The sequence below is a fragment of the Streptomyces sp. NBC_01171 genome (assembly GCF_045039805.1).
Classification (GTDB): domain Bacteria; phylum Actinomycetota; class Actinomycetes; order Streptomycetales; family Streptomycetaceae; genus Streptomyces.
This window is the reverse complement of sequence record NZ_CP108609.1, coordinates 5,550,167-5,576,894: the sequence shown is the minus strand read 5'-3', so window position 1 is coordinate 5,576,894 and position 26,728 is coordinate 5,550,167. Positions and strand designations below refer to the sequence as shown.

The following is a 26,728-nucleotide window of genomic DNA, read 5'->3' as shown; positions in this document are numbered from 1 at the left end:
TGGCTGCGGATCGACCGAGAGCCGTTGTCTACTGAGCGCGCGGGCCCCATCCGGGTCACACCTTGCCGACCGGCCGGAGCGCTCCCTCGTCGGCGCGAGCACTGCGCCTGGCTGCCGTCGACGGTGCCCCGGTACGGCACACCGTCCTGACCCAGTGGCGCTGCGACGAGTGTGCGAACACTCCCCGGTCGAACGTCCGTTGGTGGACTCGGCCGAACCTACCGGCCCGCCGCCGTCGGCTGTCAACAGCCCCCCGGCCAGGGCGTACGCCGGGCAGGGCACGGAAAAGGCCGAGGATGCGCAGGTCGGGCGACCGGACGGCGTCACCCGTTCGGCGGACCGGCGGGCCGGGAGATCACTCGCCCGGCCGTACGAACACCGTCCGCCCCCCGACCACCGTCCGCAGGCAGACCGGGAGCCCGGTGCCGGGGGTGAGGTCGGGCAGACCGGGGGTGCCGGAGCGGGGGTCGGTGGACCAGCGGGCCACCCGGTCGTCGGGGGCCTGCACGACGAGGTCACCGGTGTGCCAGACCGCGTAGTCGGCGGGCGCGCCCGGCACCAGGACGCCCGCGTCGTCCCGGCCGATGGCGCGCCAGCCGCCGCGTGTGTGCGCCGTGAACGCGGCCCGCACCGACACCCGGTGCTCCGGCGTGTGGTGGAAGGCGGCGGCGCGGACGGTACCCCAGGGGTCGAGCGGGGTGACCGGGCTGTCGGAGCCGAAGGCGAGCGGCACCCCGGCGCGCAGCAGGGCCGCGTACGGGTTGAGGGTGCGGGCGCGCTCGGCGCCCAGGCGGCGGACGTACATGCCGTCCTCGCCGCCCCAGATCGCGTCGAAGGCGGGCTGGACGGAGGCGATCAGGCCCAGCTCCGCGAAGGCGGCGACGGTGTCGGGGGTGAGCATCTCGGCGTGCTCGACCCGGTGCCGGGCGGCCCGTACGCGGGCGAGGCCGACCTTCTCGGCGGCGGTGCGCACGCCCTCGACCACGGCGGTGACGGCGGCGTCGCCGATGGCGTGGAAACCCGCCTGGAGCCCGGTCTCGGCGCAGGCCACGACGTGCTCGGCGACCGCGTCGGCGTCCAGGTAGGCGGTGCCGGTGTGCGGGGCGTCGGCGTACGGCCGGTGGAGGCAGGCGGTGTGGGAGCCCAGCGCCCCGTCCACGAAGAGGTCGCCGGCCGCGCCCACCGCGCCCAGTTCGCGGGCCTTGTCGACGTCCCGCTCGGCCCAGTAGCCGACGACCCGTGGGCCGGGCAGCTCTCCGGCGAGCCGCAGCAGGCCGGTGAAGTCGTCCTCGGAGGAGATCTGCGGGCCGCCGCACTCGTGCACCGAGCCGATGCCGAGGGAGGCCGCGTGCGCGAGCGCGGTGCGCTGGGCCTCGGCGCGCTGGGCCGGGGCGAGCGCGCCCAGGGCGGCCTCGCGGACGGCGTGGTGGTCGTCGGCGGTGAGCGGGGCGTCGGCGCGGCTCACCCCGGCCGGGACGAGGTCCAGCAGGGCGGTGCTGACGACGGCCGAGTGGACGTCGGCGCGGGAGAGGTAGAGCGGGCGGCCTCCCGCGGTCGCGTCCAGCTCCGCGCGCGTCGGCGGACGGCCGCCGGGCCAGCGGGCGGCGTCCCAGCCGTGGCCCAGCAGGACCCGGTCGGCGGGGCGGGCGGCTGCGAAGTCCCGGACCAGGGCGAGGGCCGCCTCCAGGGAGGGCGCGGCGGAGAGGTCGAGGCCGGTCAGGGCGAGCCCGGTGGCGGTGGTGTGCACGTGGGCGTCGGTGAAGGCGGGGGTGACCAGGCCGCCGTCGAGGTCGATCACCTCGTCCACCCCGTCGGCGAAGGCGTCGGCGGCCCCCTCCGAGCCCACCCAGGCGACCTGGCCGCGCTCCACCACCATCGCGGTGGCGAAGGGGTCGGCGGGGCTGTGGACCTCTCCTCGGCGCAGGAGGACGGTCCGGGGGGCGGCGGGCTGCTCACTCATGCCCACCAGTCTCTCCCGTACCTCCGGCGCGCCCGGAACCGGGGCGCGTGTCGGGGGCTCAGGAGATCTTCGGCGGGCGTGCCTCGTACGGCGTGGACAGCACGACCGTGGTGCGGGTGGAGACCCCGGCCAGGGAGCGCAGCCGGGCGAGGAGTTCCTCCAGTTCGTGCGGGGTGGCCACCCGCACCTTGAGGATGTAGTTCTCGTCCCCGGCGACGCTGTGGCACGCCTCGATCTCGGGGACGCCCGCGAGCCGCTCGGCGATGTCGTCGGGGGCGCTGGGGTCGAACGGTTTGACGGAGATGAACGCGGTCATCGGCAGCCCGACGGCCTCGGGGTCGACGACGGCGGCGTAGCCGCGGATGACGCCCCGCTGTTCGAGCCGGCGCACGCGCTGGTGCACGGCCGACGTGGACAGGCCCGTGGCCTTGCCCAGGTCCGTGTAGCTCATCCGCCCGTCCCTGACGAGCAACTGCACGATCTGACGGTCCAGCTCCTCCATGCGCCAGAACCTACCGTGCGGCCCCGCGCGCGTGCGCGCGGGGGAACTTCGGCAGGTTCCAATGGCGCGGCACGCGGCATCTGGGCGGATATCCACCGCTAGCCTGTGACGAACGCCACACCATGTGAACGCGCTGCGTGAGGTTCTCACGATTACCACCGAGAACCTGCGGGAAGTGCTTGCTGTGGTCGAGGCCGCAGCGCCTTCACGGCCCAGCCTTTCAGGGGGAGAATCCCATGCAGAGTGTCAAGCGCCCCGTTCGCTCCGTCGCCAAGCGGCAGCAGTCCGTGGTCGAGCCCGAGCCGGAGGGTGTCGAACCGGACTCCGGTGACGCCTACGGCCTCGACGCCGACTACGACACCTTCGAGATGTACCGGGTGATCTGCCCGGACTGCGCGCAGGCCATCGCGCTGCTGGCGGACGAGGAGTCCCTGCCGGAGCACGCGCTGTGCGCCTCGCCGTGGAACCCGTTCGGCCTGACGGCCTGTGCCGGTACGGGCCGCGCGGCGGCGGACGCCCGCCCCGCCGACGAGTCCTTCACGCCGCAGGAGCAGGACACCGCGCTGCTGCTGACGCTCCCCCAGGGCCTGGACTGGCGCACCCAGCCGTTCTCGCACGTGGGCGGTCCGGGCTCACGCCCGATGCAGGTGCCGTTCATGCGTGGCAAGGCCGCCGCCTGAGCGGTGTGGACGGCGCTGAACTGACGCTCGATTCCGCCCGCCGGTGACCTGCCCGGCCGCGCTCGCGTTGGCCAGGCATGACTCCCACCCAGACGGCCACCGGGCGTCAGCGCCGCGTCTACGTGCCCCGGCCGGCGGACGCGGCTGCGCCCCCGCACCCGGACCCGCCCATCTACACCGAGCTGATGCGGGTCTGGGCCGACCGGGGCCGCACACTGCCGGGGCGCCACGACCCGGAGTGGGCCGAGCTGGCGGCCCCGACGGTGCGCAGGGGGCAGTTCAGCGACTCTCCGGCCCCGCCAGATGACGAGCGATGACCATCCGCTGGATCTGGTTCGTGCCCTCGACGATCTGGAGCACCTTGGCCTCGCGCATGTAGCGCTCGGCCGGGAAGTCGGCGGTGTAGCCGTACCCGCCGAGGACCTGCACGGCGTCGGTGGTGACCCGCATCGCGGTGTCGGTGCAGTGCAGCTTGGCCATGGCGGCCTGCTTGGCGAACGGCCTGCCCGCGTCCTTCAGCCGGGCCGCGGCCAGGTACAGCGCCCGGCCCGCCTCGATCTGGGTGGCCATGTCGGCCAGCAGGAAGCGCAGCCCCTGGAAGTCCGCGATCGGGTGCCCGAACTGCCGGCGCTCGGTCGCGTACGACACCGCCTGGTCCAGGGCCGCCTGGGCGACGCCGATGGCGCAGGCCGCTATGCCGAGCCGGCCCGAGTCGAGCGCGGAGAGGGCGATGCCGAAGCCCTGTCCCTCCTCGCCGATGCGCCGATCGTCCGCGACGCGTACGCCGTCCAGGTGAACCTGGGCGGTGGGGCTGCCCTTGAGGCCCATCTTCTTCTCCGGCGCGGCCGCACTCAGGCCCTCGGCGTCGCCGGGCACCAGGAACGCGGTGATGCCGCGCGGGCCGTCGGCGCCGGTGCGGGCCATCACGGTGTAGAAGTCGGCGATGCCGCCGTGGGTGATCCACGCCTTGGTGCCGCTGAGCACCCAGTCGTCGCCGTCCCGGACGGCCCTGGTGCGCAGGGAGGCCGCGTCGGAGCCCGAGGACGCCTCGGAGAGGCAGTAGGCGCCGAGCAGGCCGCCGCCGAGCATGGCGGGCAGGTGCTCGACCTGCTGCTGCTTGGTGCCGTGGGTGGCGAGCGCGTACGAGGCGAGGGTGTGGACGCTGACGCCGAGGCCCACCGTGAGCCGCGCCGCGGCCAGCTCCTCCAGCACCTGGAGGTAGACCTCGTAGGGCTGCTCGCCGCCGCCGTGCTCGGGGTCGTAGGGCAGGCCCAGCAGGCCCGCTTCCGACAGGAGGGCGAAGACCTCGCGGGGGAAGCGTCCGGCGTCCTCCTCCTCGGCCGCCTTCGGCGCGATCTCGCGCTGTGCGATGTCCCGGACCAGGGCGAGCAGATCCCTCGCCTCGTCCGTGGGCAGTTGACGCTCCACCGGCTGCGTTTCGCGGTCGGACATGGCGTCGGACTCCTCCCTGTGCGGGCACATCGGCGGATGTGCGCCTTGGGTGGGGCGGCTCCGCGCGATCGCTCCGGTTGCGCCGCGGGCCCGCTTCCGGGTCTCGGAAGCGGCTGACCAGCGGCTTGTGCCGTGAGTATGCCCGATCGGGGACCTCCCGTCACCAGTTAACGACCGCTTACATCAAGAATCCAGCCGGGGCCGTTCCCGGGGCTCGTTCAGCCGTCGCGGCGGGCGGGCGGCGGGGCCGGGCAGGAGGGGTCCAGCTCCTCGATGGCCCGCAGGGTGCCGCCGAGCGTCTTGACCAGCAGCTCGCCCAAAGCGGCGCGGGTCAGCTCCGGGCGGCCGATCCAGTCGAGCGTGGTGCCCTCGACGCTGCACACCCAGGAGAAGAGGCCGGTACGGGCCAGCGGGCCGATGTCGGTCCTGCCGTACGCGCCGTCGGCGATGGTGGCGACGATCGCCTCGCGCACCCCGTCCCGGATGGCGTGCACCTCGGCGTCGAAGCCGACCCCACCGCTGACGATGGTGCGGTACGCGGCCTGGTGGTGCTCGGCGAAGCGGAGGTAGCCGTCGATGGTGCGCTGGAGGCGGTCCACGGCGGGCAGTTCGGCGCCGCTCGCGGCGAAGGCGACCAGCTCGGCGACGGAGTCCTGGACGATCGCCAGGTAGTAGCCGCGCTTGGAACGGAAGTAGTAGTAGATCAGGCCCTTGGCGACATGGGCCTGGCGGGCGATGTCGTCCATGGACAGCGCGTCGTAGGAGGTGTCCGCGAACAGCCTTCGTCCGATGGCGAGGAGTTCGGCGCGGCGGGCCGCCGAGCGGTCGGTGCCGCGCGCCCGGACGGGGACGGCCGCATGTTGCTGACGCACACTCACAGTCTGCCCTGGTCTCGACGTTCGGCGGGACCCGCGCAGTATGGCAGAGGGGGCGGCCGGGCCGGGGCCCGGCCGCCCCCGTGCCGGGTCAGCGCACGCCCACCGCCGCGAGCGCGCGGAGCTGGCGCGGGGTGGGGCGGGCCGGGAAGTACAGGTAGCAGACGCCGCCCGTACCGCTCTTGACCTGGCCGTTCGCGTCGTACCGCTTGGTACGCAGCCAGATGTTCTCCCACTCGCGCCGGGCGTAGACCCGGCGCACCTCGGGGTCGCTGGGCGAGGCCGGGTCGTTGGCGATGACGTCGCCGTCGGCGGTGAAGCCGATGACCGTCATCAGGTGGCCGGAGGTGCCGTAGCCGGCGCCGGTCAGCTCGGTCTTGAGGAAGGACTGGGAGGTGATGGCCGGGATGCCCGCCGCGATCAGGGTCTCCAGGTCGGTGAGCGAGGTCAGCCGGGTCACCACGCCCTGGATGCCGGGGAAGGTGGCCGCGTAGGCCGCGTTGAACGGCCAGTTGCCGCAGCCGGTGTACTGGTGGTCGTAGGTGTACCGGGCCGCGTGGTCGACCTGCGGGTCGGCGTAGGAGGGATCGACCCAGGCGAGCTGCTCCGGGGTGAGCCGGCCGCCCCAGTACTCGATGATCATCTGCGAGGAGGTCGGGCTGCACCACGCCTCGCCGCCGTTGTCGTACTGCGGGTACTGGCCCTTGTGGATCTCCTGCGAGTAGCGCGGTACGACCAGTTCGCGGGCGAGGCCGGGCGTGGAGGCCGGGACGGTGAAGCGGTCGGGGACGTCGGAGCCCATCGCGCCGACCCGCCACACGGTCGGGGTGCGCCCGGTGCCCGGCGTCCGGTACAGGGTGAGCCGCAGCCGGTAGGCGACCGCGCGCAGACCGGTGCTCGCGTCGTCGATGGCGAAGGTGTCGGTCCACACCGAGCTCTTGCCGTCGCTCTGGTCGTCCACCGAGGTCCGCTTGATGTCCTCGTCGCCCGCGGCCCAGCGGCCCATCACGTACCAGGGGCCGGTGGTGCCGTCGGAGTAGGTGGCCTGGAGTTCGATCTGCAGCCAGGTGCCGGCCGGGGTGTCGGCGTTCCAGGAGGCGATCAGCTCGGTGGCGGGCACCCGGAGCCGGTGCAGCGGGGAGGTCCAGGTGGCGTACTCCCAGGCGGCGGTGGTGCCGGTGTGCGGGTCGGTGTAGTCGGTGCGGCCCTCGGGCACGGCGATGGCGATGCCGGGGCGGCGGCCGGGGACGGTACGGACGCCGCGTCCGGTGCCGCCGCGCCAGTCGTGGTGCGTGGTCCAGGCGCGGTTGTCGACGGGACGGGCGGGCGCGCGGCCCGAGTCGTCGGCGTCGGCGGCCGCAGTTGCGGTGGCGGCGGCCGCGGGTACCGTCCCGGCGGCCACCGCGACGGCGACGGCTGCGGCGAGAACGGTTCGGCGGGACGGCTGCTGGGCTCTGCTCATGGGCGCGACTACCCCCAGGTGTCCGGATCGGGACGGTTAGGTGCACGGTTGTGCGCCAACTCAGGTGCACGGTTGTGCGCCAACTATGGAGCAGCCGACATGCCCCTGCCAGCACTTCGGCGCATGCCGCGTCCATGAATATTGGTCTTGGCCAATGGCGGGATGCCGCGCACCGGCATGGCACGACCCCGGTGCGGGGCGGGATGCCGCACACCGGGGCCACGCCATGGCAGGCTCATGTCACCCAGGGGCTCAGACCAGGTCCATCGCCGCGACCTCGTCGGGGCGGCCGTAGCTGACCGGGCCCTGGAAGCGGCGGCGGGCGGTGGTGAACCACCACACCGTGGCGATGAGCAGCACGGCCGCGAGCGCGATCGGCGCGTAGTTGAAGGAGTCCACGGTGATCGGGGACGCCTGCGGGAGCATGAACAGGACGCTGCTCAGCAGAATCCAGATCACCGCGGCCCAGCCGATCGGCCGGCCCCAGCGGCCCAGGTGCCAGGGGCCGGGCTGGAACTCGTCGCCGAGCCGCAGCCGGAGGAAGATCGGCACCGCGTAGGCGAGGAACAGTCCGACCACGTTGACGCTGACGATCGCCGTGAACGCCGTGTGGGACCACCAGCCGGGCACCACCAGGGCGAGCGAGCAGCCCACGGCGAGCCAGACCGCCTTGACGGGCGTCCGGGTGCGCGGCGAGACGGAGTGCCACCAGCGGGAGCCGGGCATGGCGCCGTCGCGCGAGAAGGCGAAGATCTGCCGGGTGTTGCTGGTGAGGTTGGCGAGGCCGCAGAAGAGCATGGCGCCGATGACGATCAGCAGCATGACCTTGGCGGCGCCGAGGCCGAGCCCGTCGATGAGAATCTGGACGGGCGGGGCGTCCGAGCCGGCCACCTTGGTGTAGTCGCTAATGCTGTAGACCAGCGCCAGCATCAGGATCAGGCCGGTGATCGCCGAATAGCCGATGGCGCGGGTGATGCCCTTGGGCGCGTTGACGGTCGCCTGGACGGTTTCCTCCGACATGTGGAAGCTGCCGTCGAAGCCGGTGAAGGTCCAGCTCGTGACCAGCAGGCCCAGCATGCCGCCGTAAAGGCCGTTGGTGAAGCCGGTGTTGTTCTCGAAATGCGTGACGAAGGACGCCGACTGGTGGTGATCGGGAATCACGATGAGTGCGCCCACGATCACCACGAGTCCGATCAGCAGCCACCACACGGAAATCCGGTTCAGCACCGCGACGAGCTGGACGGTGTAGGTGTTGGCGAGGCCCTGGAGCACGATGATCACCGCGGTGATCAGCACCGTCTGGTGGGCGGTGGGCTCGTAGGAGGACCACTGGAGGGCGACGAACGCCTGGATGAAGGTGGCGGCCGCGTAACCCGTGGCGGCGGTGCCGCCGATCTGCCCGACGAAGTTCAGCCAGCCGGTGAACCAGGACCAGGCGCCCTTGTGCCGTTTGGCGAGTTTACCGGCGGAGAAATACAGCGCCCCGCTCGTCGGATAGGCGGAGGCGACCTCCGCCATGGCGGCGCCGATGAAGAGCACCATCACGGAGACGCCGATCCAGCCGAACACGAGAATACGGGGGCCACCCGCACTCAGACCGAATCCGAAGGACGAGAAAATACCCGAGAGGATATTGATGATGGTGAAGGAGATCGCGAAATTGTCGAACGCTTTGAAACGGCGCGTGAGTTTGCGCGGATAACCCATCGCGTGCAGGGTCGCGTCGTCGTCGAGCACGACCGGTTCCTCGGCGGCCGGAGCCTCGGCCCCTGGCGGCGATATCCGTTCCGACACTGATCTGCCTTTCTGTTGGGGGTGGACGCGGAAGGTGCGGTCTCAGGCGGGTCCGGGGACGGGCAGCCCGCAGGCGCGCCGGGCACGGGAGAGCTGTTCGGCGGGGTCGCCGAAGGCGCTCCAGGGCATGCGCGAGGCGTACGGGCCCATCGCCGCGAAGACCGCCCGGGCCTCGAACTCGCTCTGGCCCATGACCAGCGCGTGCGCGAGGTAGGCCAGGTCGAGCACCGGGGTGAAGCGGGAACCGGCCACCGTGGGCAGCCAGTTGCGGTAGGCGGCCAGCGCGGTGGCGCGCCACTGCGGCTGCTCCCAGACCCGGTCGGCGAGCAACTGGGTCGGGTTGTAGCTCTCCACCAGCGCGACCAGCGGCAGCAGTCGGAGCGCGGAGTCGGCGGGGGCGCGCTGACTGAGGAAGGCGGCCACGTCCCAGGCGGCGTTGACCGTGCCGCCGTGCCGGGTGAAGAAGAAGGAGAGGAAGCGGTGGTGGGCCTCGCGGTGCCAGGGGTCCAGGGACAGGATGTGGGCGAACAGCCGCCAGGGACCGGGCGGCGCGGTGAGCAGGCCCTGCGGCGCGGGTTCGCGCAGTTGGTGCAGCCGGGCCATGGTCAGCTTGGCGACCCAGGGCGTGGGGTCGTCGGGGGCGAGGGCGGCGGCGCGTTCGCAGGCGGCGAGGGCTATCCGTTCCAGCGCCTCGGCGCGTTCGTCGCGCGCGTCGGCGGCCCGCATCGCGCGCTGCACGGCCACGCGGGCCCACATCAGCGCGGCCTCGGGCGACGGTTCCTCGGCGAGCCAGCGCTCCACCAGGTCGGTGCCGGCCGCCTCCGAGGCCAGTACCAGCGAGCGGTGGGCGCGCAGGCCGAAGTCGGACCGGGTCTCGGCCAGGGCCTCACAGGCGTAGCGGTGGCGCCCCGCCCGCACATCGACGCATACGCTCGCCAGGACGCGGTCGTCGGCCGCCGGGTGCCAGACGTACTGCCCCTCGAATAACTCCGCGGCCATGCTCCCCTGTCCGTCCCGATACGACGCGTCGCAGTTGTGCAGGACGCACCTTACTCACCGGGCGACACACCTGGAACGCCGAATTTCACATATCGGTCGGCGGATTCCGGGGGAAAATCTCCACCGATTGACCTTGAGTCAGCGAACGCCTCGGGAAGTCGCGCTTTTCCCGGCCGTCGGGTACCCGGCCATCACCCCCTACTAGACTGTTTCCGGCAGAACTCCCCCACACCGCACCACACCTCAGGAATCGCCATTCACGACCTCGCCCGCCGACTGCGCGCCCTTCCCCCGTCCCTGGGGCCGGTCCGGCTGATCGGCGTCGACGGACACGCGGGCTCCGGGAAGTCCACCTTCGCCGGACACCTGGCCGCCGCGCTCGGCGGGGCGCCGGTGCTGCACCTGGACGACATCGCCACCCACGAGGAACTCTTCTCCTGGACCGGCCGCCTGACCGCCCAGGTGATCGAGCCGCTCGGCCGGGGCGAGAGCGCGCGGTACGCCCCCTACGACTGGAACCTGCGCGCCTTCGGCCCGCCCCGCACCCTGCCGCCCGCCCCCGTGCTCCTGGTCGAGGGCGTCGGCGCGGGGCGCCGGGAGCTGCGCCCGCACCTGGCGGCCCTGCTGTGGATGGAGCTGCCCGCTCGGGAGTCCTGGGCGCGCGGCCGCCGCCGGGACGGCGAGGCCCAGCGGGAGTTCTGGGACGCCTGGACCGAGGCGGAGCGCGCGCACTTCGCCGGCGACCCCTCGCGCCCCCGCGCGAACCTCGTGGTGCGCGCGAGACCCGAGGGGTACGAGGTGCTGCCAGGGCCCGCGAGCCCCCTCCGGCCGGGCCCGTCCGGCCCGAATTCTCACTCACGGTGACGGGTTGTCCGCAGTGTGCTGAACTTGTGAAGACGGCCGCCTCGGAAGTTCGTTCAGGGCCCCAACGTGGCTTGACCCGGCGCCCGTACAGGTCTTACGTTCTCCACACGCGGCCCTTAGCGGGCCGTCCCGAGGACACGAAGCCCCCGATCGTTCCCCCGTGATCGGGGGCTTCGTTCTGCCCGAGCCGGCTTCCGGGGTGCCGAACGCACCGATTCGATCACCCTCGGTGACCGCGCCCCGTGCGCCCCGCATGCTCCCACCTCGTCAAACGCCCTCTGCGGCACCCTTCGGCAGCCGGTGCCCCCACGGGTACGATGCCCTCGGTGCGACCTTCGAGCAGCAGCCTCGCGCACCGGCAACTCCGGTCCGCGGTACAGCGGTTCGACCGCGGCGACCGCCGAGCGCCTGCCCGGCGGGCAACCAACGGGGGGCACGGTTCGTGGGGGACGTGATGGACTTCGGCACGCAGGGCCCCGAGGCCCCGGCCGACCTCGCCTGGGTGCGAGGCGTGGACGCCTACACGATGGGCGCCTACCCGCAGGCCGAGGAGGAGTTCCGCGCCGCGGCGCGGATGGACCCGGGGATGGCCGACGCCTGGCTCGGGCTGCACGCGCTCAGGGTCGACACGACCACCGCGCTGCTCAGGATGTTCCGGCACCGCGACCGCTTCGGCGAGCAGCGCGCCCGGCACCGCCGCTCCCTCAACTCCTGGTACTGGCTGGGCTGGTGGGTGCAGCCGGTGCTGGAGAGCCCCCGCGACCTGCTGCTGGCGCACGCCTCGCACTGGCTCGACGGCCGCCATGTGCCCGAGCTGGACCGGGCGCTGGCCGGGCTGCCGCCCGTGGACACCGACCCGCAGGTGCGGTTCCTGCACGCCTGCCGCGCCTACCTGGTCAAGGACTGGGACCAGTTGGTCCGGCACACCGACCCGCTGCTGGACGACCCGCTGCTCGGCATAGAGGCGGGCCTGTTCGGCGGCATGGCCCGCGTCCGGCTGGAGACGTACGGGCAGGCCGAGCCGCTGCTCTCGGCCGCCCTGATGCGCTGCCGCAGCGAACAGCCGCAGCGCAAGGAGCTGCGCTACTGGCTGGCCCGCGCCCACGAGGGCACCGGCCGCAGCGCCGCCGCGCTCCCCCTGTACCGGGCCGTGCACCGGGTCGATCCGGCCTTCATGGACACCTCCGCCCGGCTCGCCGCCATCGCCGAGGGCGACGGGTACGACGACCCCGCCGACTTCGCGTCGATCACCCTGTCCGGCGCCGGTCAGGACACGATGGACGGCCCCGACACCCTCGACCCGCTGTTCGGCACCGAGGGCCGCGACCTCAGGTTCGCCGAGCCCGACCTGCCGACCGGCCCGCTGCCCTCGGTTCCGGACCGCGCGGTCCGCCTGAAGAGCGGGGTCTCCTCTTCGAACCTGCCGGCCGGGCCGACCGATCCGGGCTTACTGGAGGAGGCGCTGGCGGAGCTGGAGCGCATGGTGGGCCTGGAGCCGGTCAAGCGCCAGGTGAAGGCGCTCTCGGCGCAGTTGAACATGGCCCGGCTGCGCGCCGGGCAGGGGCTCCCGGTCCAGCCGCCGAAACGGCACTTCGTCTTCTCCGGCCCCTCCGGCACCGGCAAGACCACGGTGGCCCGCATCCTCGGCCGGGTCTTCTACGCCCTCGGCCTGCTCGGCGGCGACCACCTGGTGGAGGCCCAGCGGGCCGACCTGGTCGGCGAGTACCTGGGCCAGACCGCGGTGAAGGCCAACGAGCTGATCGACTCGGCCATCGGCGGCGTGCTCTTCGTGGACGAGGCGTACGCGCTCTCCAACTCCGGGTACGGCAAGGGCGACGCCTACGGCGACGAGGCGCTCCAGGTGCTGCTGAAGCGGGCCGAGGACAACCGGGACCACCTGGTGGTGATCCTCGCGGGGTACCCCGAGGGCATGGACCGGCTGCTGGCCGCCAACCCCGGCCTGTCGTCCCGCTTCACCACCCGCGTGGACTTCCCCTCGTACCGGCCCCTGGAACTGACCGAGATCGGGCAGGTGCTGGCGGCGGAGAACGGGGACGCGTGGGACGAGGAGGCGGTGGAGGAGCTGCGCTCCATCGCCGGGCACGTGGTGGACCAGGGCTGGATCGACGAGCTGGGCAACGGCCGGTTCCTGCGCACGCTGTACGAGAAGAGCTGCGCGTACCGGGATCTGCGGCTGTCCACCTGTCCGGGCGTCCTCTCCCGCGAGGACCTGGCCACCCTGCGCCTGCCGGACCTGATGCAGGCGTACGGCGAGGTGCTGTCGGGGCGGGCACCGCAGGACCCGTCGGCGATGTGACGGGCCCCGCGGCTCATCCGGCCTAGGTGGCCAGTGCCTGCTCCGGTTCCCCGCTCTGGCGCGGCCGGGCCGGGGCCGGGCGCACGGGCACCGGTTCCGTCCTCGGCGCGGGCGCCGGGGTGTCCGGGTGGGCCGGGTCGTGGACCTCGCCCACCAGCAGCTCCAGCGCGTCCTCCAGCGCGACCAGGCCCAGCACCCGGCCGGAGGCGTCCGCCACCTGGGCCAGATGCGTGGCGGCCCGGCGCATGACGGTCAGCGCGTCGTCCAGCGGGAGTTCCGCCCGCATCGTGGCCATCGGACGCCAGACGTGCTGCGGCACGGCGCGGTCGGAGTCCTCCAGGTCGAGGACGTCCTTCACATGCACGTACCCCATGAACGCGCCGGTGCCGGCGGCCACCGGGAAGCGGGAGTAGCCGGTGCGCGCGGTCAGCTCGACGATCTCCCCCGGTGTCACCGAGGGGGGCACCGTCACGAGGGTCTCGCGCTTGAGGAGGACGTCGGTGACCGGGCGGGAGCCCAGTTCCAGCGCGTCCTCCAGCCGCTCCTGCGCCTCCGGGTCGAGCAGCCCGGCCTGGCCGGAGTCCTCCAGCAGGCGGTTGAGCTGCTCGCTGGTGACGACGGCCTCGACCTCGTCCTTGGGCTCGACGCGGAAGAGCCGCAGGATGCCCTGTGCGCAGGCGCCGAGCGCCACGGTGACGGGCCTGCAGATCCGGGCGAAGTACACCAGGCCGGGGCCGAGCCACAGCGCGGCCTTCTCCGGCGCGGCCATGGCCAGGTTCTTCGGCACCATCTCACCGATGACCAGGTGGAAGAAGACCACCGCGGCCAGCGCGATCACATAGCCCAGCGGGTGGATCACACCCTCGGGGAGATGGGCGGCCTCGAACACCGGCTCCAGCAGATGGGCCACGGTCGGCTCGGCCACCGCGCCCAGGGTCAGCGAGCAGACGGTGATGCCGAACTGGGCGGCCGCCATCATCTGCGGCAGCCGCTCCAGACCGTGCAGCACCTGCCGGGCGCGCGCGGTGCCGACCGGCTCGATCTGGCTGCGCCGGACGGAGACCAGCGCGAACTCGGCGCCGACGAAGAATCCGTTGGCGAGCACGAGCAGCGCGGCGAAGAGGAGTTGGACGACGCTCATCGGGCGGCCTCCGTCTGCTGGGCGGCGGGCGCCGTCCGGACCAGGCGGACCCGCTCGGCGCGGTAGTGGCGGACCTGGCGCACGGAGAGCCGCCAGCCGGGCAGTTCGGCCCGGTCGCCGGGGGCCGGGATACGGCCGAGCAGGTCGGCCACGAGCCCGGCGACGGTCTCGTACGGGCCCTCGGGGGCGTCCAGGCCGATACGGGTGAGGACGTCGACACGGCAGCCGCCGTCCACGTCCCACGCGGGGCGGCCGTCCTCAGGCGGAGCGGGGGCGACCTCGGGCACGACCTGGCGGTCGTGCTCGTCGCGGACCTCGCCCACCAGTTCCTCGACGATGTCCTCAAGCGTGACCACACCCGCGGTGCCGCCGTACTCGTCGACGACGACCGCGATGGGCTGCTCGCTGCGCAGCCGGGTCAGCAGGGGGCGCACCGGGAGGGTCTCGGGGACCAGCAGCGCCTTGCCCGCGATGCGGGCGACCGGGGTGCGCAGGCGCTCGGGCGCCGGGACCGCCAAGGCGTCCTTGAGGTGGACCATGCCGACGATCTCGTCGATCTTCTCCCGGTAGACGGGGAAGCGGGACAGGCCGGTGGCCCGGGTGAGGTTGACGACGTCCTCGGCGGTGGCCGAGTCCTGGAGCGCGCTGACCTTCACCCGCGGGGTCATGACGTGCTGGGCGGTCAGGTCGCCGAGGGACAGGGTGCGGACGAAGAGGTCGGCCGTGTCCTGCTCCAGGGCGCCGGCCCGGGCGGAGTGCCGGGCCAGGGAGACCAGTTCGCCGGGGGTGCGGGCGGAGGCCAGCTCGTCGGCGGGCTCGACGCCGAGGGCGCGCACCAGCCGGTTGGCGACCGTGTTGAGCACAGAGATCACCGGGCGGAACAGCCGCGAGAACACGTGCTGCGGGCCCGCGACGAACCGCGCGACCTGGAGCGGCTTGGAGACCGCCCAGTTCTTGGGGACCAGCTCACCCACGACCATCTGGATCGCGGAGGTCAGCAGCATGCCGACCACCACCGCGACGCCGGAGACGGCGCCCTCGGGGACGCCGAGCGCGCCGAAGGGGCCGCTGAGCAGGTCCGCCAGGGCCGGTTCGGCGAGCATGCCGACGACGAGCGAGGTGATGGTGATGCCGAGCTGGGTGCCGGAGAGCTGGAAGGAGAGTTCCTTCAGCGACTCCACGACCGTACGGGCGCGCTTGTCGCCCTCGGCCGCGGCCTGCTCGGCGTCCTGGCGCTCGACGGTGACGAGGCCGAACTCGGCGGCCACGAAGAAGCCGTTGGCCAGGATCAGCAGGAAGGCCGCTCCTAGGAGCAGCAGGGGGACGCTCATGATGCCGCCGCCTCCGCGTGCACGCGGGCCGGGTGGTCCGCGGTATGTCGGCAGGGGGCGGCGCAGGTACTACAGGACGATCCGTCCATCGCCGGAGAGGGTCACTCCTCGGATAGCAGGGAAAACCTCCGCGCGCCGGGCGTGGCACGACGGAGGCGGAGGCGCGTGGAAAACGCCTCCGCCAACAGATTAGTCAAGACCGGGGCAGGTGCGGCAAGGGTGACCGCCCCTGAATGGCCCCTGATCCGGGACCCCGAGGGGCCCCGGAGGCCGCTTCGGGCCTCACGCCTGGGGGAACTCGGGATCGCGCGGCGCCTGTTGCTCCACCAGAGTGCGCAGGCTCCGCGCGTCGGCGATGGCGCGCTGCTTGGCGACGCCGGGCTGGATGCCGAGCGCCGCCAGGCTGGTGCCGTCGCTGAGGTCGAGGAACACCCAGGGGTCACCCGGACGCAGGTTGACCCCGACGATCTCGGCCCAGGCCAGCCGGCGGCTGCCCGCGATGTTGACGACCGTGACGCCGGACTCGTCTGCGACGACCTTCACCCGGGCCAGCCGGGCCAGCACCCAGGCCATCAGGGCGCCGGTGACGATGAAGCTGAGGCGCTCCCCCGGCCCCATGTCCAGCAGGAGGGCGACGGCGGCGACGACCAGGAAGATCGCCACCCCGGCGGTGAGCAGGATCACCCGGGTGTGTCCCGGCCGGAAGGTGACCGGGAGGGCGGGCTGGGCGGGGGGCTGGGAGAGCTCGGACATCTGACTCGCGGTTCCTCAGAGACGGCAGGCGTGGATGGCCGTGGTCAGGATGGCACGGGCCCCGATGGCGTAGAGGTCGTCCATGATCCGCTGGGCCTCCTTGGCGGGGACCATGGCGCGCACGGCGACCCAGCCCTCGTTGTGCAGCGGGGAGACGGTCGGGGACTCCAGGCCCGGCGTGAGCGCGACGGCCTTCTCGAGCTGCTCCACGCGGCAGTCGTAGTCCATCATCACGTAGGTCCGCGCGACCAGGACGCCCTGGAGGCGGCGGAGGAACTGCTGGACCTTGGGCTCGTCGGTGTCGGCGCCGGTGCGGCGGATGACGACGGCCTCGGACTTCATGATGGGCTCGCCGAACACCTCGAGCCCGGCGTTGCGCAGCGAGGTGCCGGTCTCCACCACGTCCGCGATGATCTCCGCCACGCCCAGCTCGATCGCGGTCTCCACCGCGCCGTCGAGGTGGACCACGGAGGCGTCGATGGCGTTGTCCGCGAGGTGGCGGCCGACGATGCCCTCGTAGGAGGTGGCGACCGTGCGGCCCTTGAGGTCGGCCGTACCCGCGAAGGTGCCGGGGCGGGCGGCGAAGTGGAAGGTGGAGCGGGCGAAGCCGAGCGGGAGGATCTCCTCGGCGCCGGCACCGGAGTCGATCAGCAGGTCGCGGCCGGTGATGCCGATGTCGAGCTGCCCGGAGGAGACGTAGATCGCGATGTCCCGGGGGCGGAGGTAGAAGAACTCGACCTCGTTCACCGGGTCCACGGTGCGCAGTTCCTTGGACTCCCGCCGCTGCCGGTAGCCGGCCTCATGCAGCATGTCCCCCGCAGGTCCGGACAGGGAACCCTTGTTGGGGACGGCGATGCGCAGCATGAGGTCGGCTTCCTTCGTGTGACGGGGTGGTGCGGCGGGTGGGGCGTACGGGGCGCCGGATCACAGGTGGGCGTAGACGTCGTCCAGCGAGATACCGCGGGCGACCATCATCACCTGGACGTGGTAGAGCAACTGCGAGATCTCCTCGGCAGCGGCTTCCTTGCCCTCGTACTCGGCGGCCATCCAGACCTCGGCGGCCTCCTCGACGACCTTCTTGCCGATGGCATGGACGCCCTTGCCGACCAGTTCGGCGGTGCGGGAGGTGGCGGGGTCGCCGGTGGCTGCCTTGTGCTGGAGCTCGGTGAAGAGCTCCTCGAACGTCTTATTGGACATGGTGGTCCTCAGCCTACGCGGTCCGGACGGGGTCTCAGTGCCAGGGTTCGGACACCGAACGGAGCGTGGCGGCCGTGGCCACCGCCGCGGTGACCGCCTCGTGGCCCTTGTCCTCGCTGGAGCCCTCGATGCCGGCGCGGTCCAGGGCCTGCTCCTCGGTGTCGCAGGTGAGGACGCCGAAACCGACGGGGACGCCGGTCTGCACCGAGACCTGGGTGAGGCCCTGGGTGACGCCCTGGCACACGTAGTCGAAGTGGGGGGTGCCGCCGCGGATGACGACACCGAGGGCGACGACGGCGTGGTAGCCGCGGTCGGCCAGGACCTTGGCGGCGACGGGGAGTTCGAAGCTGCCGGGGACCCTGATCAGGGTCGGCTCGTCGATCCCCAGGTCGTGCAGGGCGCGCAGGGCGCCGTTCACCAGACCGTCCATCACCTTTTCGTGCCACTGCGCCGCGATGACGGCGACCCTGAGGTCGCTGACGTTGCGTACGGACAGTTCCGGTGCACCCTTGCCGCTCACGTTGCTCCTTCGCGCTGTTCGCTCTGTTCGCTTACTGGTTGCCGCAGGTGGACACCGCGGGGGTGTCCAGCCAGGGCAGGTCATGGCCCATCCGGTCGCGCTTGGTGCGCAGGTACCGGACGTTGTGCTCGTCCGCGTGGACCGGCATCGGCTCGCGGCCGGTGACCTGGATGCCGTGCCGGGTGAGCGCGTCGGTCTTGTCGGGGTTGTTGGTCATCAGGCGGACGTCGCGCACGCCGAGGTCGGCGAGGATCTGGGCGCCGGCCGCGTAGTCGCGGGCGTCGGCGGGCAGGCCGAGTTCCAGGTTGGCGTCGAGGGTGTCCCGGCCGCGCTCCTGGAGTTCGTAGGCGCGCAGCTTGGACAGCAGCCCGATGCCGCGTCCCTCGTGGCCGCGCAGGTAGACGACGACGCCCCGGCCCTCGGCGTGGATGCGGGCGAGGGCGGCGTCGAGCTGGGGGCCGCAGTCGCAGCGCCGGGAGGCGAAGACGTCGCCGGTGAGGCACTCGGAGTGGACGCGGGCGAGCACGCCGGTGCCGTCGCCGATGTCGCCGTGGACGAGGGCGACGTGTTCGACGCCGTCGGGGGCCCGGTAGCCGTAGGCGGTGAAGGTGCCGTGCCGGGTGGGCAGGCTCGTCTCGGCCTCGCGGCGGACGGTGGGCGCGGCCACAAGAGGCGCTGCCACGGCCTGGTCGGCCGCGGCCTCGGGGGCGCGGAGGTGGGTGACGAGGTCCGCGATGGAGATGATCGTCAGGCCGTGCTTGCGGGCGAACGGGATCAGCTCGGGCAGCCGCAGCATGCGGCCGTCCTCCCCGGCGATCTCCACGATGGCTCCGGCGGGACGCAGTCCGGCGAGGCGGGCGAGGTCGACGGCGGCCTCGGTGTGGCCGTCGCGGACCAGGACGCCGCCCTCCCGGGCGCGCAGCGGGAAGATGTGGCCGGGGCGGACCAGGTCCGTGGGCTGGGCGGTGCCGCTCGCCAGCAGCTTCAGGGTGGTGGCGCGGTCGGTGGCGGAGATGCCGGTGGTCACGCCGTGCGCGGGCGAGGCGTCCACGGAGACGGTGAAGGCGGTCTTCATCGACTCGGTGTTGTCCTCGACCATCTGCGGCAGCCGCAGCCGGTCGAGTTCGGCGCCCTCCATGGGGGCGCAGATCAGGCCCCGGCACTCGCTCATCATGAAGGCGACGATCTCGGGGGTGACCTTCTCGGCGGCGATGACGAGGTCGCCCTCGTTCTCGCGGTCCTCGTCGTCCACGACCACGACGGGGCGGCCCGCGGCGATGTCGGCGATCGCCTGCTCGACGGGGTCGAGGCGGAGGTCTTCGATGCTGTCACCGGGGTGCAGCGGGGGTGCCGAGGTCATGCGGGCGTTCCTTCCAGGACGGGCCGCGCGTTCTTGCGGGAGCGCAGCCACCAGTCGCGCATGCCCCACAGGACGAGCGCGCCGTAGATCACGTAGACGAAGCCGGAGAAGGCGTAGCCGGCTGTGAAGTTGAGCGGGACGCCGACGACGTCGACGAGCAGCCAGGCGATCCAGAACTCGACCATGCCCTTGGCCTGGGCGTACATGGCGACGATGGTGCCGACGAAGATGTAGGCGTCCGGCCAGGGGTCCCAGGACAGGGACGGGTACGCGGTGAAGAGCAGCGCGACGGCGACGGTGCCGGCGGCGGCCGCCGCGATCATGGCGGCGCGTTCGCGCCAGGTGGCGAAGCGGGGGGCGATGTGGCCGTCGGCGGCCTTGCCGCGGCTGCGGCTCCACTGCCAGAAGCCGTAGACGGCGACGGCCATGACGACGACCTGCTTGCCCGCGCTGCCGGCGAGGTGGCCGTAGAAGGCGGCGAACAGGATCAGGCCGGAGACGAGCTGGACCGGCCAGGTCATGAGGGAGCGGCGCCAGCCGAGCGCGAGGGCGGCCAGGCCGAAGAGGTTGCCGATCATGTCCGACCAGAGGATGTGCTGGCCGAGCAGGGTGAACGCCTCGGTGTTGAGCGAGTTCACGCGCCTGCCTCCTGTCCGGCCGCGAGCAGCCGCTCGACGTACTTGGCGATGACGTCGACCTCGAGGTTGACCGGGTCGCCGGGCTGCTTGTGGCCGAGCGTGGTCAGGGCGAGTGTGGTCGGGATGAGACTGACGGTGAAGAAGTCCGGGCCCGCTTCGACCACGGTGAGGCTGATGCCGTCGACGGTGATGGAGCCCTTCTCCACGATGTAGCGGGAGAGACCGGCGGGCAGCGAGATCTTGACGATCTCCCAGTGCTCGGACGGGGTACGGGCGAGCACCTCGCCGGAGCCGTCGACGTGGCCCTGCACGATGTGGCCGCCGAGACGGGCGCCGACGGCGGTGGGGCGTTCGAGGTTGACACGGGAGCCGACGGCGAGCGCGCCGAGGCTGGAGCGCTTCAGGGTCTCGGCCATCACGTCGGCGGTGAACTCGTCACCCTCGTGGTCGACCACGGTGAGACAGACGCCGTTGACGGCGATGGAGTCCCCGTGCCGGGCGCCTTCGGTGACGACGGGACCACGGAGCCGAAAACGGGAGGCGTCGCCGAGGTTCTCGACGGCGGTGACCTCGCCCAGCTCTTCCACGATTCCGGTGAACACGTCCCCGGTCCTCCTGCCTCTTCGGGCACGGACTCCGGGGGCCGGTCGATGACGACGGCATGGACGAGGGGAATGCACCGGGTGACGACGCCGAGAGGGACCCGTCCCGAGGGACGAGACCTGATACGGCGGCGCGCATGGTGATGCCCGCCCGCCGCGCACTGCCTCCCATCCGGACTTTAACCGTCGGTCCAGGAATTTCACCTGGTCAACCGGCCGCTGGAAGCGACCGGGTCGCGGACTGTAACCGCCGGTTCGGACTTTCACCGACCCCGGAGTGCGCTGCTTCTGGTACACCGCAAGTCTGCCACGCCCGCCCGTCGGCCATACAGGGGACCGGTGTGGGCTGCCTCACAGGCACACCGTCCGGGTGAACGTCCAGGACAACACCCCCGCATCACAAGGGAATTGAGCTTGGTCCGGACCTATTGACCGGAGTGGTCTAGTCCTTTTATGGTGCGACCGGACCCGGCGGCGGTGACGAAGGCCCTTGCCCGCCGCCGGGTCACCCCAGCCGCATGTCACATCCGCCGGGCTGGCGCCGTCCTAGGTCGTGGGGCGTACCGAACGGCCGCCCCGGACCTCAGGGAAGGCGAGCGGCATGACCACGATCCTGGTGACGGGCGGTACCGGCACACTCGGCCGGCTGGTGACGGAGAAGCTGCGGGCGGACGGTCACGAGGTACGGGTGCTCAGCCGGCACAGCGAGCCGTACGCGGTCGATCTGCGCGAGGGCGGCCCCGCGCTGGACGCGGCGCTGGCGGGTGTGGAAGCCGTGGTGCACTGCGCCAGCTCACCGAACGGCGGCGACGAGAAGGCCGCAGGGAATCTGCTCCCGGCCGCGCGGCGGGCCGGGGTGGCACATCTGGTGTACATCTCCATCGTCGGCGTGGACCGGGTACCGCTGCCGTACTACCGCGCCAAGCTCGCGGTGGAGCGGCGGATCGAGGAGTCGGGGCTCGGCTGGACCGTGCTGCGCGCGACCCAGTTCCACGACCTGATGGCCACCTTCCTGGGCAAGCTGACCGCGCCCCCGCTGGCCCTGCTCCCGGCCGGCCTGTCCGACCAGCCGGTGGAGGTGTCCGAAGTGGCCGACCGCCTGGCGGAGTTGGCACTCGCCGCCCCCGCGGGCCGCGTCCCCGACGTCGGCGGCCCCGAGGTCCGCTCGGTCCCCTCCCTGGCCCGCGCCTACCTGAACGCCACGGGCAGGCGCCGCCGGCTGCTGGAGGTACCCCTGTTCGGCCGGACGTACGGGGCGTTCCGCGCGGGCGGGCACCTGGCCCCGGAACAGGCCGTGGGCAAGGGGACCTTCGAGGAGTACCTGGCCCGCCGGTTCGGGTGAGGCTGCCGGGCGCCGGAAACGTGGCGCGACCAGGGGTGCCGTAAACGGCTCTTCAGTGGCTGCGGCCTGCTGGCTACGTTGTCATACGCGGGCGATCCCGGCCCGCCGACGGAGGGGGTGGTCCGCGTGGTGCTGGCGCTGGTGGGCGTGGTACTGGTCCTGGCGTGGTCGGTCACCGTACTGGTCCGCCGCGACCGGCGCCGGTCGCCCAGCAGCCCCGAGGCCGGGCGGATCGAGGCCGCGGCGACTCGGGGGCTCCGCGACGCCCGGCGCCAGGCCCACGTCCTCCACCACTTCGACGACATCAACGGCGTGAGCGCCCTGCGGGACCGCGACTGAGCCTTCCTACGGCGCGAACAGGTCGTCCTGGGCCCGGTCGCGGGCCGTCAGCAGGGCGCCGCGCAGGACCGCCGCGCCGCCGAGGGTGCCGGCTCGGACCTCGGTGGCCAGGGGGGACATGCGCTTCAGGCGGGCGCCGACCCGCGTCGCGAGCACCTCTCCGCCGGCCTGGCCGATCTCGCCGCCGAGGACCACGCAGCCGGGGTCGAGGATGGCGGTCACTGCGGCGGCGCCTATGGCGAGGCGGTCGGCCAGGGCGTCGAGGAAGCGGGCGGCAGGCGCGTCCCCGGCGCTCACCGCCTGCCCGACCACCCGTGCGGCGCCCGGCCCGTCCAGCGGGCCTCCGCCCGGGAGGCCGTGCTCGTGGGCGAGGGCGCCGATCGCGGCGGCGCCCGCCAGGGCGTGGAAGCCGCCGTCGCAGTCGGTCGCGGAGGGCAGCGAGCCGGTGCCGGGGACGGGCAGGAAGCCGATCTCGCCCGTGCCGCCGGAGGCGCCCCGGCGGAGCCGGCCGTCGAGGACGACGGCGGCGCCGACCCCGTGCCCGAGCCACAGCAGCACGAAGGTGTCCCGGTCGCGGGCGGCGCCCTCGCGCTGCTCGGCGAGGGCCGCGAGGTTGGTCTCGTTCTCGACGGTGACCCGCGCCTCTGGCAGCCGCCACTGGAGCGCGGCGACCAGACTGCGGTGCCAGGCGGGCAGCCCGCTGGAGTCGCGCAGGTCGCCGGTGGCGGGGTCGACCAGGCCGGGCGCACCGATACCGACGGTGTGCAGCCCCGCCCAGGCGTCCGGGCCCGCTTTCCGCGCCGCCTCCTCCACGGCCGCGACCGCCTGCTCGACGGCGGGTCCGGTGCCGCTCCCGGCGTCGATGGGCACGGCCACTTCCGCGAGCACCCGCCCGACGAGGTCGGAGACGAGCACCAGGACTCCCCCGGTGCGTACGTCGAGGGCGGCCAGATGGGCGCGGTCGGCGGCGATGCCGTACAGCCGGGCGTTGGGGCCCCGGCGCTGCTCGCCCGACTCTCCCACGACCCGGATCAGGCCGGAGACGGTGAGGCGCTCGACGAGGTCGCTCACGGTCGGCCGGGACAGTCCGGTGAGCTGCTTGAGCTGTCCCGCCGTCAGCGGGCCCTCCTGCTGCAACAGCCGCAGGGCGAGCCGGTCGTTGATGGCCCGTGCGGTGCTCGGTGATGCGGGCATGACGGGAATCCTCCCAGAGACGGGCTGCCGGACGCACTCTATCTATCAGGCAGGGTCCCTGATAGTTTGCGCGGGTGCCGAGGACGGTACAGCGGGCGACTCCCTGGGGAGGGACGTGAGGATGGGTGACGTGAGCCGGCCGGCCGAGGATGTCAGGCGGGCCCGGTACGCCGTGGCCGCCGTGTTCGCCGTGCACGGCGCGGTGACGGGTTCCTTCGCCACCCGCGTGCCCTGGATTCAGGAGCACGCCGGACTGAGTACGGGACAGCTCGGCTTCGCCCTGGCCTTCACCGCGCTCGGCGCCTCCTGCGCGATGCCGCTGGCGGGCCGGATCAGTCACCGCTTCGGCAGCCGTGCCGCGCTGCGGGGGCTGCTCGCGCTGTGGACGCTCTCCCTGGTGCTGCCCTCGCTGGCGCCGAACCTGATCACGCTGTGCCTGGGGATGTTCGCCTACGGCGCCGCCTCCGGCATGTCGGACGTGGTGATGAACGCGCTCGGCGTGGAGATCGAGCGGCTGCTCGGCAAGTCGATCATGTCGGGGCTGCACGGCATGTGGAGCACGGGCGCGCTGATCGGCTCGGCGGCGGGGACGCTGGCCGCGCATCTCGGCTCGGACGCCCGGCTGCACCATCTGCTGGCCGCCGCCGTGCTCACCCTGCTGGGCCAGCTGGCCTGCGCCTGGGTGCTGGACGTGCAGCCCGCCGAGGACGAGGAGCCGCCGCCGAGGTTCGCGCTGCCGCCCCGCTCGGCCCTGCTGATCGGCGCGGTCGGCTTCTGCGCGGTGTTCGCGGAGGGGGCGAGCCTGGACTGGTCGGCGGTGTTCCTGCGGGACCGGCTGGACGGCTCACCGGGCCTGGCGGCGGCGACCACGACCGGGTTCATGCTGACCATGGCCATCGCCCGGATCGCCGGGGACGCGGTGGTGAACCGCTTCGGCGCGGTGCGCACAGTCCGGGCGGGCGGCCTGCTCGCCGGGGTGGGCGGCCTGCTGGTGGTCCTCGCGGACCGGCCCCCGCTGGCCATGACCGGCTTCGCGCTGATGGGGCTCGGCATCGCGGTGGTCGTCCCGCTGTGCTTCGCGGCGGCCGGGCACTCGGGGCCCAACCCGAGCCAGGCCATCGCGGGCGTGGCGACCATCACCTACACGTCGGGGCTGATCGCGCCGAGCCTGATCGGCGGGGTGGCGCAGGCGACCAGCCTGACCGTGTCGTTCGTCGTGGTGACCGTGCTGGCCTGTGCCCTGGCCGCGTTCGCGGGCGTGCTGCGCACCGCCGAGCGCGGGGGCGGCGAGGTCAGCCGGCAGGCCGCAGCAGTTCCCGGCCCGCCTGCCTGAACCCCTCGCTCCAGGGCGCGGGCCGCAGCGTGTCCGCGTCCAGCCGGACCAGGACCCGGGTGCCGCGCGCGTAGGTCGTGGCGCCGTCGGCCGAGCAGAGCCGGAACCCGTAGGTGAGGCCGGTGGTGCCGAGCCGCTCCAGCCAGAGGTGGACGGCGTAGACGCCGGGGCGAGTGACGGGCGCCTCATAACCGATGACGAGTTCCCGGACCGCGTTGCAGGCGTCTCCGGCCGCCGCCCAGTCGCCGTCGAAGCGGACCCCGCGGGCGTTCCACAGCTCGGTCCAGGCGCGCTCGACCAGCAGCGGGTAGCGGGCGTTGTGCAGGAGCCCGAGCGCGTCCAGGTCGTCGAAGTGCACGGCGACGGGGACGAGTTGGCCGTACGGGACGGTGGGGGCGGTCGGGGCTTCGGCGGTCACGGGCGGGGCTCCTGAGCGTGTCGGGCGGGGCGGGGCGACGCCCCCGGACCCGACCATACTAAGCGACCGCTCAGGACCGCTCGGAGGGAACTCCCCTGGTCAGGCCGGGGTCGCCGGACACCCGTTCCCGGCGTGCGAGAGGCACCGCGGGCGCGAAGCGCACCTCCGTACCCCTGACAATGGTGCGGACCGTCTTCAGTACAGAGAAAGCGAAACCCCACCATGGACCTCGGCGTGCGCTGGAAGCTGCACGGGGATGGGAAGTCACCCGCACCCGGAGCAGTGGTACGCCCCGACGAACGGCTGACCTGGCCGCGCACGGTGGGCCTGGGCGCCCAGCACGTCGTGGCGATGTTCGGCGCCTCCTTCGTCGCCCCCGTGCTCATGGGCCTGGACCCCAACCTGGCGATCATGATGTCGGGTGTGGCGACGGTGATCTTCCTGCTCGCCACGCGCGGCCGGGTCCCCAGCTACCTGGGCTGCTCGCTGTCCTTCGTGGGTGTCGCCGCGGTGATCCGCGCGGACGGCGGCAGCAGCGCGACCGTGACCGGCGCGATCCTCGTGGTCGGCGTGGTGCTGTTCCTGGTGGGTCTCGCGGTGCAGCGGTTCGGCGCGCGGATCATCCACGCCGCGATGCCGCCGATCGTCACGGGCGCCGTGGTCATGCTGATCGGTTTCAACCTGGCCCCGGTGACCGCGACGACGTACTGGCCGCAGGACCAGTGGACGGCGCTGCTGGTGATGCTGTTCACCGGTCTGGCCGTGGTCTGCCTGCGCGGCTTCTGGTCGCGCATCGCCATCTTCCTGGGCCTGGTCTTCGGCTACCTGATCTCCTGGATCTTCGACCTGACCCTCGGCAAGATCCACTCGGCGGACGCGAGCGGCAAGCTCACCGACCACTGGCGGCTCGACCTCTCCGGCGTCTCCAAGGCGGACTGGATCGGGCTGCCCACCTTCCACGGGCCGACGTTCCAGTGGTCCGCGATCCTGGTCGCGCTGCCCGTGGTGATCGCGCTGGTCGCGGAGAACGCCGGCCACGTCAAGGCGGTCGGTGAGATGACCGGCGAGTCGCTGGACGACAAGCTCGGCACCGCGATCTCGGCCGACGGCGTCGCCTCGGTGCTGTCCACCGCGGTGGGCGGCCCGCCGAACACCACCTACTCCGAGAACATCGGCGTGATGGCCGCGACCCGCGTCTACTCCACGGCCGCCTACTGGGCCGCCGCCTGCTTCGCCCTGCTCTTCGGCGTCTGCCCCAAGTTCGGCGCGGTGGTGGCCGCGATCCCCGGCGGTGTCCTCGGCGGCATCACCGTCATCCTGTACGGCATGATCGGCCTGCTCGGCGCGCAGATCTGGCTGCACGGCAAGGTGGACCTGCGCAATCCGCTGAACCTGGTCCCGGCGGCCGCGGGCATCATCATCGGCGTCGGCAACGTCACGATGAAGTTCACCGACACCTTCTCGCTGAGCGGCATCGCGCTGGGCACCCTGGTCGTCATCACCGGCTACCACGCCCTGCGCGCCTTCGCCCCGGCCCACCTGAAGACGCAGCAGCCGCTGCTGGACGAGGGCACCTCGTCGTACGACAAGCCTGCCGAGGGCCCCTCCGACGGGTCCGGCAAGCCGTAGCGGCGGCCGTACCGGCCCGGCGTTCG

26 protein-coding genes and 1 riboswitch are annotated in these 26,728 nt (G+C 72.7%); of the genes, 8 read left to right on the top strand and 18 right to left on the bottom strand.

The window, feature by feature from the left end; translation table 11 throughout:
• Positions 1 to 355: 355 nt before the first annotated feature.
• Both OG448_RS25750 and OG448_RS25745 read right to left on the bottom strand, forming a co-directional pair.
• A complete protein-coding gene (locus OG448_RS25750) occupies positions 356 to 1,960 on the bottom strand; it encodes an amidohydrolase (RefSeq protein ID WP_405557229.1) in 1,605 nt (534 codons plus the stop codon).
• Between the two features lie 58 nt (positions 1,961 to 2,018).
• Positions 2,019 to 2,462, bottom strand: a complete 444-nt coding sequence (locus OG448_RS25745) for an Lrp/AsnC family transcriptional regulator (protein ID WP_405557227.1) — start codon at positions 2,460 to 2,462, stop codon at positions 2,019 to 2,021.
• 236 nt (positions 2,463 to 2,698) lie between these two features.
• Between OG448_RS25745 and OG448_RS25740 the strand changes: the two genes are divergently transcribed.
• Together OG448_RS25740 and OG448_RS25735 are read left to right on the top strand one after the other, a co-directional pair.
• Entirely contained in the window at positions 2,699 to 3,142 is a 444-nt protein-coding gene (locus OG448_RS25740) for a hypothetical protein (RefSeq protein WP_391300136.1), read from the top strand.
• Positions 3,143 to 3,219: 77 nt separating this feature from the next.
• Complete coding sequence (locus tag OG448_RS25735; protein ID WP_164188169.1) at positions 3,220 to 3,459, top strand: hypothetical protein; 240 nt, start codon at positions 3,220 to 3,222, stop codon at positions 3,457 to 3,459.
• On the opposite strand, the gene OG448_RS25730 is transcribed toward OG448_RS25735, so the two are convergent.
• From OG448_RS25730 to OG448_RS25710, 5 genes are all read right to left on the bottom strand, one after another.
• Entirely contained in the window at positions 3,422 to 4,594 is a 1,173-nt protein-coding gene (locus tag OG448_RS25730) for an acyl-CoA dehydrogenase (protein ID WP_405557224.1), read from the bottom strand. The two genes, OG448_RS25735 and OG448_RS25730, sit on opposite strands and share 38 nt — an antisense overlap.
• 218 nt (positions 4,595 to 4,812) lie before the next feature.
• Entirely contained in the window at positions 4,813 to 5,466 is a 654-nt protein-coding gene (locus OG448_RS25725) for a TetR/AcrR family transcriptional regulator (RefSeq protein ID WP_405557222.1), read from the bottom strand.
• Positions 5,467 to 5,560: 94 nt separating this feature from the next.
• Positions 5,561 to 6,931, bottom strand: coding sequence for a peptidase C39 family protein (locus OG448_RS25720; RefSeq protein WP_405557220.1), 1,371 nt, complete (start codon positions 6,929 to 6,931; stop codon positions 5,561 to 5,563).
• Positions 6,932 to 7,183: 252 nt separating this feature from the next.
• Entirely contained in the window at positions 7,184 to 8,725 is a 1,542-nt protein-coding gene (locus OG448_RS25715) for an amino acid permease (protein WP_405557219.1), read from the bottom strand.
• Between the two features lie 42 nt (positions 8,726 to 8,767).
• Positions 8,768 to 9,724, bottom strand: coding sequence for a hypothetical protein (locus OG448_RS25710; RefSeq protein WP_405557217.1), 957 nt, complete (start codon positions 9,722 to 9,724; stop codon positions 8,768 to 8,770).
• 393 nt (positions 9,725 to 10,117) lie between these two features.
• On the opposite strand from OG448_RS25710, the gene OG448_RS25705 reads away from it, so the two are divergent.
• Entirely contained in the window at positions 10,118 to 10,588 is a 471-nt protein-coding gene (locus OG448_RS25705; RefSeq protein ID WP_405557215.1) for a uridine kinase, read from the top strand.
• 454 nt (positions 10,589 to 11,042) lie between these two features.
• Positions 11,043 to 12,905, top strand: coding sequence for an AAA family ATPase (locus tag OG448_RS25700; protein WP_405558955.1), 1,863 nt, complete (start codon positions 11,043 to 11,045; stop codon positions 12,903 to 12,905).
• A gap of 22 nt (positions 12,906 to 12,927) precedes the next feature.
• Here the strand turns inward: OG448_RS25700 and OG448_RS25695 are convergent, their stop codons facing one another.
• The 9 genes from OG448_RS25695 to OG448_RS25655 form a co-directional block, all read right to left on the bottom strand.
• Positions 12,928 to 14,046, bottom strand: a complete 1,119-nt coding sequence (locus tag OG448_RS25695) for a hemolysin family protein (RefSeq protein WP_405557213.1) — start codon at positions 14,044 to 14,046, stop codon at positions 12,928 to 12,930.
• A complete protein-coding gene (locus OG448_RS25690; protein WP_405557211.1) occupies positions 14,043 to 15,377 on the bottom strand; it encodes a hemolysin family protein in 1,335 nt (444 codons plus the stop codon). Before OG448_RS25690 ends, OG448_RS25695 begins: the two co-directional genes overlap by 4 nt.
• A gap of 282 nt (positions 15,378 to 15,659) precedes the next feature.
• The gene (locus OG448_RS25685) at positions 15,660 to 16,130 is read right to left on the bottom strand and encodes a PH domain-containing protein (protein ID WP_405557209.1); all 471 of its coding nucleotides are present in this window, start codon (positions 16,128 to 16,130) and stop codon (positions 15,660 to 15,662) included.
• Between the two features lie 15 nt (positions 16,131 to 16,145).
• The gene (gene hisG, locus OG448_RS25680; RefSeq protein ID WP_217460958.1) at positions 16,146 to 16,994 is read right to left on the bottom strand and encodes an ATP phosphoribosyltransferase; all 849 of its coding nucleotides are present in this window, start codon (positions 16,992 to 16,994) and stop codon (positions 16,146 to 16,148) included.
• Between the two features lie 60 nt (positions 16,995 to 17,054).
• Complete coding sequence (locus OG448_RS25675) at positions 17,055 to 17,327, bottom strand: phosphoribosyl-ATP diphosphatase (protein ID WP_006378313.1); 273 nt, start codon at positions 17,325 to 17,327, stop codon at positions 17,055 to 17,057.
• A gap of 34 nt (positions 17,328 to 17,361) precedes the next feature.
• Positions 17,362 to 17,847, bottom strand: a complete 486-nt coding sequence (ribH, locus tag OG448_RS25670; protein ID WP_391300117.1) for a 6,7-dimethyl-8-ribityllumazine synthase — start codon at positions 17,845 to 17,847, stop codon at positions 17,362 to 17,364.
• A 31-nt stretch (positions 17,848 to 17,878) separates the two neighbouring features.
• Positions 17,879 to 19,207: a bifunctional 3,4-dihydroxy-2-butanone-4-phosphate synthase/GTP cyclohydrolase II gene (locus tag OG448_RS25665; RefSeq protein ID WP_405557207.1), complete on the bottom strand. Its 1,329-nt coding sequence runs from the start codon at positions 19,205 to 19,207 to the stop codon at positions 17,879 to 17,881.
• Positions 19,204 to 19,845, bottom strand: a complete 642-nt coding sequence (gene pnuC / locus OG448_RS25660; protein WP_405557205.1) for a nicotinamide riboside transporter PnuC — start codon at positions 19,843 to 19,845, stop codon at positions 19,204 to 19,206. Before pnuC ends, OG448_RS25665 begins: the two co-directional genes overlap by 4 nt.
• Positions 19,842 to 20,447, bottom strand: coding sequence for a riboflavin synthase (locus OG448_RS25655; RefSeq protein ID WP_405557204.1), 606 nt, complete (start codon positions 20,445 to 20,447; stop codon positions 19,842 to 19,844). Before OG448_RS25655 ends, pnuC begins: the two co-directional genes overlap by 4 nt.
• Before the next feature lie 154 nt (positions 20,448 to 20,601).
• A riboswitch (FMN riboswitch) is annotated at positions 20,602 to 20,732 on the bottom strand.
• A gap of 316 nt (positions 20,733 to 21,048) precedes the next feature.
• Here OG448_RS25655 and OG448_RS25650 point away from each other — a divergent pair.
• A complete protein-coding gene (locus OG448_RS25650; protein ID WP_405557202.1) occupies positions 21,049 to 21,789 on the top strand; it encodes an SDR family oxidoreductase in 741 nt (246 codons plus the stop codon).
• 126 nt (positions 21,790 to 21,915) lie between these two features.
• Positions 21,916 to 22,128, top strand: a complete 213-nt coding sequence (locus OG448_RS25645) for a hypothetical protein (protein ID WP_405557201.1) — start codon at positions 21,916 to 21,918, stop codon at positions 22,126 to 22,128.
• A 6-nt stretch (positions 22,129 to 22,134) separates the two neighbouring features.
• Here OG448_RS25645 and OG448_RS25640 read toward each other — a convergent pair whose 3' ends face one another.
• The gene (locus OG448_RS25640) at positions 22,135 to 23,322 is read right to left on the bottom strand and encodes an ROK family transcriptional regulator (protein ID WP_405557199.1); all 1,188 of its coding nucleotides are present in this window, start codon (positions 23,320 to 23,322) and stop codon (positions 22,135 to 22,137) included.
• A 121-nt stretch (positions 23,323 to 23,443) separates the two neighbouring features.
• Between OG448_RS25640 and OG448_RS25635 the strand changes: the two genes are divergently transcribed.
• Positions 23,444 to 24,655, top strand: a complete 1,212-nt coding sequence (locus OG448_RS25635; RefSeq protein WP_405557197.1) for an MFS transporter — start codon at positions 23,444 to 23,446, stop codon at positions 24,653 to 24,655.
• Here OG448_RS25635 and OG448_RS25630 read toward each other — a convergent pair.
• On the bottom strand, positions 24,615 to 25,073 hold the full coding sequence (locus OG448_RS25630; RefSeq protein WP_405557195.1) for an acyl-CoA thioesterase: 459 nt from the start codon (positions 25,071 to 25,073) through the stop codon (positions 24,615 to 24,617). The genes OG448_RS25635 and OG448_RS25630 overlap by 41 nt on opposite strands.
• Positions 25,074 to 25,295: 222 nt before the next feature.
• Here OG448_RS25630 and OG448_RS25625 point away from each other — a divergent pair, with 222 nt between their 5' ends.
• A complete protein-coding gene (locus OG448_RS25625) occupies positions 25,296 to 26,702 on the top strand; it encodes a uracil-xanthine permease family protein (RefSeq protein WP_405557193.1) in 1,407 nt (468 codons plus the stop codon).
• Positions 26,703 to 26,728 lie beyond the last annotated feature (26 nt).

Coding starts and splice junctions, on each gene's coding strand:
- OG448_RS25635 (WP_405557197.1), top strand. CDS start 23,444: ATGGGTGACGTGAGCCGGCCGGCCGAGGATGTCAGGCGGGCCCGGTAC.
- OG448_RS25730 (WP_405557224.1), bottom strand. CDS start 4,594: ATGTCCGACCGCGAAACGCAGCCGGTGGAGCGTCAACTGCCCACGGAC.
- OG448_RS25745 (WP_405557227.1), bottom strand. CDS start 2,462: ATGGAGGAGCTGGACCGTCAGATCGTGCAGTTGCTCGTCAGGGACGGG.
- OG448_RS25685 (WP_405557209.1), bottom strand. CDS start 16,130: ATGTCCGAGCTCTCCCAGCCCCCCGCCCAGCCCGCCCTCCCGGTCACC.
- OG448_RS25695 (WP_405557213.1), bottom strand. CDS start 14,046: ATGAGCGTCGTCCAACTCCTCTTCGCCGCGCTGCTCGTGCTCGCCAAC.
- OG448_RS25710 (WP_405557217.1), bottom strand. CDS start 9,724: ATGGCCGCGGAGTTATTCGAGGGGCAGTACGTCTGGCACCCGGCGGCC.
- OG448_RS25675 (WP_006378313.1), bottom strand. CDS start 17,327: ATGTCCAATAAGACGTTCGAGGAGCTCTTCACCGAGCTCCAGCACAAG.
- OG448_RS25700 (WP_405558955.1), top strand. CDS start 11,043: ATGGACTTCGGCACGCAGGGCCCCGAGGCCCCGGCCGACCTCGCCTGG.
- OG448_RS25740 (WP_391300136.1), top strand. CDS start 2,699: ATGCAGAGTGTCAAGCGCCCCGTTCGCTCCGTCGCCAAGCGGCAGCAG.
- OG448_RS25625 (WP_405557193.1), top strand. CDS start 25,296: ATGGACCTCGGCGTGCGCTGGAAGCTGCACGGGGATGGGAAGTCACCC.
- OG448_RS25750 (WP_405557229.1), bottom strand. CDS start 1,960: ATGAGTGAGCAGCCCGCCGCCCCCCGGACCGTCCTCCTGCGCCGAGGA.
- OG448_RS25735 (WP_164188169.1), top strand. CDS start 3,220: ATGACTCCCACCCAGACGGCCACCGGGCGTCAGCGCCGCGTCTACGTG.
- OG448_RS25665 (WP_405557207.1), bottom strand. CDS start 19,207: ATGACCTCGGCACCCCCGCTGCACCCCGGTGACAGCATCGAAGACCTC.
- OG448_RS25720 (WP_405557220.1), bottom strand. CDS start 6,931: ATGAGCAGAGCCCAGCAGCCGTCCCGCCGAACCGTTCTCGCCGCAGCC.
- hisG (WP_217460958.1), bottom strand. CDS start 16,994: ATGCTGCGCATCGCCGTCCCCAACAAGGGTTCCCTGTCCGGACCTGCG.
- OG448_RS25650 (WP_405557202.1), top strand. CDS start 21,049: ATGACCACGATCCTGGTGACGGGCGGTACCGGCACACTCGGCCGGCTG.
- OG448_RS25640 (WP_405557199.1), bottom strand. CDS start 23,322: ATGCCCGCATCACCGAGCACCGCACGGGCCATCAACGACCGGCTCGCC.
- OG448_RS25690 (WP_405557211.1), bottom strand. CDS start 15,377: ATGAGCGTCCCCCTGCTGCTCCTAGGAGCGGCCTTCCTGCTGATCCTG.